The 1,105-nt window shown below is 73.8% G+C and carries 1 protein-coding gene and 1 pseudogene; both read right to left on the reverse strand.

All coding sequences use genetic code 11. The annotated features are described in order from the left end of the window. Nucleotides 1-18: 18 nt before the first annotated feature. Entirely contained in the window at nucleotides 19-870 is an 852-nt protein-coding gene (locus tag D471_RS0101935) for a bifunctional methylenetetrahydrofolate dehydrogenase/methenyltetrahydrofolate cyclohydrolase (RefSeq protein ID WP_017597066.1), read from the reverse strand. Between the two features lie 8 nt (nucleotides 871-878). Next, nucleotides 879-1,105, reverse strand: a pseudogene (purH, locus tag D471_RS32605) (bifunctional phosphoribosylaminoimidazolecarboxamide formyltransferase/IMP cyclohydrolase); the annotation flags it as partial.

The following is a 1,105-nucleotide window of genomic DNA, read 5'->3' on the forward strand; positions in this document are numbered from 1 at the left end:
ACCGCCCCCGAACGGCCCTCAGACCGCCTGGCGTTCGGCCGCCTCCACGACGTTCACCAGCAGCATCGCCCGGGTCATCGGCCCCACGCCGCCGGGGTTCGGCGACAGGTACCCGGCGACCTCGGCCACGTCCGGCTGGACGTCGCCGACCAGGCCCGACTCGGTGCGTGAGACACCGACGTCCAGCACGGCCGCGCCGGGCCGGACCATGTCCTTGCCGATCAGCCCGGGGACACCGGCACCGGCGACGATCACGTCGGCCCGGCGGGTGTGCTCGGCCAGGTCGCGCGTACCCGTGTGGCACAGGGTGACGGTGGCGTTCTCCGAGCGGCGGGTCAGCAGCAGACCGAGCGGACGGCCCACGGTGACGCCGCGACCCACCACGACCACCTCGGCGCCGCGCAGCGGCACGTCGTAGCGGGTGAGCAGCTCCACGATGCCGCGCGGGGTGCACGGCAGCGGGGCCTCCTGCATCAGGACGAGCTTGCCCAGGTTGGAGGGCTGGAGGCCGTCGGCGTCCTTGGCCGGGTCGATGAGACCCAGCACCCGGTTCTCGTCCAGCCCCTTCGGCAGGGGCAGCTGGACGATGTAGCCGGTGCAGTCCGGGTCCTCGTTCAGCTCCCGGACCGCCCGCTCCACGTCCTCCTGGGTGGCGTCGGCGGGCAGGTCGCGGCGGATGCTCGCGATCCCCACCTGGGCGCAGTCGCGGTGCTTGCCCCGGACGTAGGAGTGGCTGCCCGGGTCGTCTCCGACCAGGACCGTGCCCAGGCCGGGGGTGATCCCCTTGGCCCTCAACTTGGCCACACGCTCGGCCAGGTCCCCGCGGATGGCCTTCGCGACGGCCTTGCCGTCGAGAATCGTCGCGCTCATGTCGGCTCCTAGTGGAAGAAGTGGCGGGTGTGGGTGAGGTACATGGTGACCCCGGCCTCCTTGGCCGCGGCGATGACCGCCTCGTCGCGGACGGAGCCGCCCGGCTGGACGACGGCGCGCACGCCCGCCCCGGTGAGGATCTCCAGGCCGTCGGGGAAGGGGAAGAACGCGTCGCTGGCGGCGACGGAGCCGCTCACGCGGTCGCCCGCGCGGGTGACCGCGAGGCGGGGGGGGG

The sequence above is a fragment of the Nocardiopsis lucentensis DSM 44048 genome (assembly GCF_000341125.1).
In the GTDB taxonomy this organism is placed as follows: domain Bacteria; phylum Actinomycetota; class Actinomycetes; order Streptosporangiales; family Streptosporangiaceae; genus Nocardiopsis; species Nocardiopsis lucentensis.